A 6516-nucleotide genomic window follows, 5' to 3' on the forward strand; every position below is an offset into this window, starting at 1 on the left:
GGCGGTGATTAGTTATATTTGCGTTTGGAGTCATAAAACTGAGAAGATGTTTTAAATGACTTCTGCACTGCAAATATAACTAATCACCTAGTTCTGTAAAATCAATAAAATATTATGCGGTATAGTATGAAATAAAAAATAATAGATAAATAATTAAGCATATAAAAATAAGATATGAGACACTCATATCTTATTTTTATATGCTTAATTATTTATAAGCTTTCCATGCACTACTGTTCTTGCATCGTCAAATTCATAGCTACAAGTTGATAATGTTATAAGCTTGTCTTTAGTGTTTACGTCCAAATTGGATTTGAACAATGATTTTTCTCTTATATCTTTTATGTATTTTTTAAATGATTCAGGATTAGAAAAATTGGGGATTAAGTAATCGTATCCTGCATCTATGGTATAAGCAGAAAATACTTCATATATATATTCTTTATTATTTTTTATAATTCGTATTTTATTATTTTGATTAAAAAAATCTGCATCCTTAAATTTTAATAAGTTATTAAACATAGTTTTATTTCTCATATTGTGACCGTATAATATTGTATTTTGAGAATTTGGATTATCTCTATAATCCATAAATATTGAACCAGAGCTGCTATCTTGATTATAAAAATCTTTATTAAGATAGTATTTATTATCGTTTGACTGAACTACGGGATAATCTATATTTGTATTATCTACTTTTAACCAAAATTTAAAATCTGGATTTTTATTTTTTAATGTTTCCTTTTTTTCTGCACGTGCTTCTGTATATGTTTTATCAGCTTTTTTATATTGATTAAGTTTATCGTAGATATTATAACCGCTGTATATAAGTATAGCTATTAAGACTATATTTATAATAGTTTTAAAAATTTTTTTCAAAATAAAAAACCTCCTTTATATATAGTTTATATAAATATATATAAATATGGAATATTATATATATAAATAGTATTTGTAATTGTTCGACAAAAACTGACAGACAAAAATGTTAAAATGATGTAGAATATTATAGTTACATAAAATAAGTAAATTCAGATATTAGTTTATATAAATCAATAAGAAAGAGGTACTCAAATGAAGAAAACTGTTAAAAAAGCTATAATACCAGCTGCTGGTTTAGGTACTAGATTTTTACCAGCTACTAAGTCTCAGCCAAAGGAGATGCTTCCTATAGTTGATAAACCAACGCTACAATATATAATAGAGGAAGCTATAAACTCGGGTATAGAAGAAATACTTATAATAACAGGAAGAAATAAAAAATCTATAGAGGATCATTTTGACAAATCTGTAGAATTAGAACTCGAATTAGAACATAAAGGTAAAAAAGAAATGTTAGAAATGGTTCAAGAGATATCTAATATGGTAAATATACATTATATTAGACAAAAAGAACCTAAGGGACTAGGACATGCTATTCATTGTGCAAAGAGCTTTATAGGTGATGAGCCGTTTGCAGTTCTTTTAGGAGATGATATAGTTGACTCTGAAAAACCATGTCTTAAACAATTAATAGATGCTTATGATGAGTATAAGACAAGTGTATTAGGTGTTCAAGAAGTAGAAAAAGAAAATACTGACAAATATGGAATTTTAGATTGTAAATTTATAGAAAATAGAGTGTATAAAGTTAAAGATATGGTTGAAAAGCCAAATATTGAAGAAGCACCATCAAATATAGCTATATTAGGTAGATATATAATAACTCCTGCTATATTTGATATATTAGAAAATCAAGAGCCAGGAAAAGGTGGAGAAATACAACTTACAGATGCATTAAAAACTTTAGCTCAGCATGAGGCTATATATGCATATAACTTCGAAGGAAGAAGATATGATGTTGGAGATAAATTAGGATTTTTAGAGGCAACTATAGATTTCGCATTAAAAAGAGATAACTTAAAAGATGGATTAATGGAATACATGAGTAATATTGTAAAAGATAACAAAATAGCTAGATAATATATATTGAAATAAAAATAATGAAAAGAGGCGATTTTATGTCAGTTTTAGTGACAGGTGGAGTTGGATATATAGGTAGTCATACAACTATAGAACTTATAGCAGCTGGTAGAGATGTAGTTATAGTGGATAATTTATCAAATAGTAATATAATAGTTCTTGATAGAATAGAAGAACTAACAGGAGTTAGACCTAAATTTTATGAACTAGATGTTCAAGATAGAGAAAAATTAGAAGTTGTTTTTAAAGAAAATCAAATAGATTCGGTTATACATTTTGCAGCATCAAAAGCAGTTGGAGAGTCTGTAGAAAAGCCATTAGAGTACTATTCTAATAACTTAGTAAATACTTTAGTATTACTTGAAACTATGAGAAAATATAATACTAAGAACTTTGTATTTAGTTCATCAGCAACTGTTTATGGAGATCCTCATACATGCCCAATAACAGAAGATTTCCCATTATCAGCAACTAACCCATATGGACAAACTAAGCTTATGATAGAAAATATGTTAAGGGATATATGTAAAGCGGATAAATCTTTAAACGTAGCAATTTTAAGATACTTTAATCCAGTAGGAGCTCATAAGAGTGGAAGAATTGGAGAAGAGCCAAATGGAATTCCTAATAACTTAATGCCGTATATAACTAAAGTAGCTATAGGTCAATTAAAAGAATTAAGTGTATTTGGCGATAATTATAATACTCCTGATGGAACGGGTGTAAGAGATTATATACATGTTGTAGATTTATCTACAGGTCATGTTAAAGCATTAGAAAAATTAGATACAAACCCAGGATTAGTAACATATAATTTAGGTACTGGAAATGGATATAGTGTTTTAGAAATGGTTAAAGCTTTTAGTAAAGCTAGTGAAAAAGAAGTTGCATACAAGATAGTAGGAAGAAGACCTGGAGATATTGCTATGTGTTATGCAAATGCAGATAAAGCTAAAGCTGAACTAGGATGGGAAGCACAATATAAATTAGATGAAATGTGTGAAGATTCTTGGAGATGGCAAAGTTCGAATCCAAATGGATATAAAAATTAAAAAGTTGACATAATAAATATATTATGATAATATATTTACACAATTAAAAATTAATATTGAGTAAGTCAGATAATCGCGGGTAGCATCAGCTGCACGAGGAAAGTCGGAGCTCCATAGAGCAGGATGCTAGGTAACGCCTAGTGAGAGTGATCTTAAGGAAAGTGCAACAGAAAATAACCGCCATTTATGGTAAGGATGAAAAGGTGAGGTAAGAGCTCACCAGCGGCTAGGTGACTAGTCGGCTGTGTAAACCCCATCTGGAGCAAGGCCAAGTTAGGATGAAAAGAGTATTGCTCGTACTCTCCGGTTGGTAGGCCGCTTGAGCTTATTGGTGACAATAAGCCTAGAAAGATGATTATCTAATACAGAACTCCGCTTATAGATTTACTCAATTTATTTGAAAATAAAGCACTAGATTATTTCTAGTGCTTTTTAAATTGCAAATGTTTCAAAAAGGATACAAGGAATCAGAAATTGTAGAAAATATTAACAATATATAGTAAAATAATAAGATATCATAAAAAAGGGATAGAAAGATTATAGAAGGAGATATAAATATGGAATATAAAGAATTATATAATGAATGGACTACTAATTTATATTTTGATGACAATACAAGAAATGAACTTATAGCTATAAAAAATGATGAAAATGAGATAAAAGAAAGATTCTATAAAAACTTAGAGTTCGGCACTGCAGGGCTGAGAGGCATAATAGGAGCGGGAACAAATAGAATAAATGACTATACAGTAGCAAGAGCTACACTTGGGCTTGCTAATTATATTATAGAAAATGAAGGGGAAGAAGGGAAACAAAGAGGTGTAGTTATAGCTCATGATAGTAGATATAAATCAAGAGAATTTTGTCTACAAACTGCAAATACTCTAGCTGCATGTGGTATAAAAGCTTATATATTTGATGGGTTAAGAACAACTCCAGAACTTTCATTTGCAGTTAGAAGTTTAAATTGTATAGCAGGGGTAGTTATAACTGCTAGCCATAATCCACCTGAATATAATGGATATAAGGTATATTGGGAAGATGGAGCTCAGGTTATGCCAAAAATAGCTGAGAAAATAACTGAAGAAGTTGAGAAAATACAGGATTATAGCAAGATACCTACTATAAAGGAAAATCAGAAAAACTTAGTTGTTATGTTAGGAAAAGAACAAGATACAGCATTTATAGAAGCTGTTAAAAATCAATTTATAGGCAAAGAGGTTGTAAATAAAGTAGGTAAAGAGTTTAAAATAGTTTATACACCTCTTTGTGGGACAGGAAATATTCCAATACAGAGGGTTTTAAAGGAAGTAGGATTTGAAAATGTTTTAGTAGTTAAAGAAGAAGAAAATCCAGATCCTAATTTTGCGGGTATAAACTATCCAAATCCAGAAGATAAGAAGGCCTTAGTTAGAGGGATTAAGTTAGCTAAAGAAGAAGGCGCAGATTTAGTAATAGCAACAGATCCAGATTGTGATAGAGTTGGATTAGCTGTAAAGACTAAAGATGGAGATTATGAACTGTTAACGGGGAATCAGATAGGGGCTCTATTGGTTAATTATGTACTGATGAACTTAGATGAAAAAAAATTAATTCCTAAAAATGCAACTATAGTAAAGACTATCGTTACTTCAGAATTTGGAGCTAAAGTAGCAAATAAATATGGAGTGGATTGTATAGATGTGTTAACAGGATTTAAATTTATAGGAGATAAAATAAATTTATTTGAGAATACAAATGAGAAAACTTTTATTATGGGATTTGAAGAAAGTTATGGATATCTTGTAGGAACTCATGCTAGAGATAAAGATGGAGTTGTTGCAGCAATGCTTATTTCTGATATGGCCGCTTATTACTATGATAAAGGTATGAGCTTATATGAAGGACTTATTCAATTATACGATGAAATTGGGTACTTTAAAGAAGAATTGATATCTCTTACGCTAAGTGGTATATCAGGGCTTGAAAAAATACGAGAAATAATGGAATACTTTAGGATAAATGGACTTGAAGAAGTAGATGGAGTTAAAGTTGTAGAAACTAAAGATTATAATAAAGGTATAGATGGATTACCTAAATCTAATGTTCTTAAGTTTATATTAGAAGATGGATCTTGGATTGCAGCTAGACCATCAGGAACTGAGCCTAAGCTTAAGTTTTATATAGGTGTTTGTGGTTATACACATGAAGAAATAAAAAGTAAATGCATAAATATAAGATCTATAGTAGAAAAAAAAATAAATACATTAAGATAATTTAATATTTTATATAATTAGTTAGGATATAAATTATTTTTAATTGATAAAATGTAAAAATGATTCTTATATTTTGTAAGAATCATTTTTATTCTTTTGGTGAATTTGAATTAGTTAAAAAAGAAAAGGAGTTTGCATAATGAAAATAGCATATTGTATACAGTGCCATAAAAATACACCGATACTTAGAGAGTTTATCAGAATTTTTTCAAATGAAAATGATATTTATATGCATGTTGATAAAAAGTCAGATATAGATGATTTTGTTGAATATAAAACAAAGGTGAAGTTCGTAAAAGATAGAATTGATGTTACTTGGGCTGATGTAAGTCAGATTAAAGCTACAATAAATACTTTGAAATTGGTAAATACTGAAAATTATGATTATGTATTTTTAGTATCAGGAGATTGCCTACCAGTTAAAAGTGATAAATATATTAAAACTTTTTTGAAAAATAATAAAGGCAAAGAATTTATAGGTGTTGAAAAAAAATTTAGCAGTGAAATGTTAGAAAGTAGAGTTAAATATAAATATACTTCAGTGTATTATAAAAAGGATAAAAATAAGTTAGATAAGTTACGTATATTAATTAGAGATAAGATGGGATTAAATAAAAAAAACCAGTACTTCGACATATTACCTAAATTATACAAAGGTTGTAATTGGTTTGGAATAACAGGAGAAGCATGTTCATATATAATGGAATATATAGAAAATAATAAACACTATTTTAAAGCTTTTCAAAACTCTATTTACGGAGACGAAGTATTTTTTCAAACTATAATAATGAATTCTAAATATAAACAAAATATATATAAATATGAAATTGAAAATGATGATAATAAAATGGCTTTAAGATATATAGATTGGAAAAGCGGACCAGATTTTCCAAGAATTTTAAATGAAGAAGATTTTGAAAAAATAAGAAATACAGAATGTATAATTGGAAGAAAATTCAATAATGACTTAGATATTATTAAATATAGAAATTATTTTAACATAGATTAAATGTAATAAATTATTTGATTTTACAGAGGGAAAATCATTTAATTAGTGTAAATATATTGAAAAAATAAAAAATTATAAAAATATTAATATTTTCATTATCTACTTATATTTAAATTTTAGTTAGTATTAGTTTAAATGCTAAATTTTATATATAGTATTTAAACTAATATGGCATATCATAATATTAAGTAAGTATATTTAACTGAATGTTGAAATTTGTCTAAACTATTGATAATAT

Annotated in this window: 5 protein-coding genes and 1 other RNA gene; 5 read left to right on the plus strand and 1 reads right to left on the minus strand. The window is 27.8% G+C overall.

Annotation, left to right across the window (positions count from 1 at the left end; all coding sequences use genetic code 11):
- Nucleotides 1-204: 204 nt before the first annotated feature.
- Nucleotides 205-879 (minus strand): class B sortase, encoded by a 675-nt coding sequence (gene srtB / locus ACRCYC_RS08610; protein WP_438618703.1) that lies wholly within the window; start codon nucleotides 877-879, stop codon nucleotides 205-207.
- Nucleotides 880-1074: 195 nt separating this feature from the next.
- On the opposite strand from srtB, the gene galU reads away from it, so the two are divergent.
- The 5 genes from galU (at nucleotide 1075) to ACRCYC_RS08635 (ending at nucleotide 6278) form a co-directional block, all read left to right on the plus strand.
- Nucleotides 1075-1962, plus strand: coding sequence for a UTP--glucose-1-phosphate uridylyltransferase GalU (gene galU / locus ACRCYC_RS08615; protein ID WP_438618704.1), 888 nt, complete (start codon nucleotides 1075-1077; stop codon nucleotides 1960-1962).
- 38 nt (nucleotides 1963-2000) lie between these two features.
- Entirely contained in the window at nucleotides 2001-3014 is a 1014-nt protein-coding gene (galE, locus tag ACRCYC_RS08620; protein WP_438618705.1) for a UDP-glucose 4-epimerase GalE, read from the plus strand.
- A 57-nt stretch (nucleotides 3015-3071) separates the two neighbouring features.
- Nucleotides 3072-3409: RNase P RNA component class A (gene rnpB / locus ACRCYC_RS08625), an RNA gene on the plus strand.
- A gap of 162 nt (nucleotides 3410-3571) precedes the next feature.
- Nucleotides 3572-5269 carry a phospho-sugar mutase gene (locus tag ACRCYC_RS08630; RefSeq protein WP_438618706.1) on the plus strand — a complete coding sequence of 566 codons (1698 nt, stop codon included), beginning with the start codon at nucleotides 3572-3574 and terminating at the stop codon, nucleotides 5267-5269.
- Between the two features lie 139 nt (nucleotides 5270-5408).
- The gene (locus tag ACRCYC_RS08635) at nucleotides 5409-6278 is read left to right on the plus strand and encodes a beta-1,6-N-acetylglucosaminyltransferase (protein ID WP_438618707.1); all 870 of its coding nucleotides are present in this window, start codon (nucleotides 5409-5411) and stop codon (nucleotides 6276-6278) included.
- Nucleotides 6279-6516 lie beyond the last annotated feature (238 nt).

This window comes from Paraclostridium sp., assembly GCF_051657365.1.
GTDB lineage: Bacteria > Bacillota > Clostridia > Peptostreptococcales > Peptostreptococcaceae > Paraclostridium.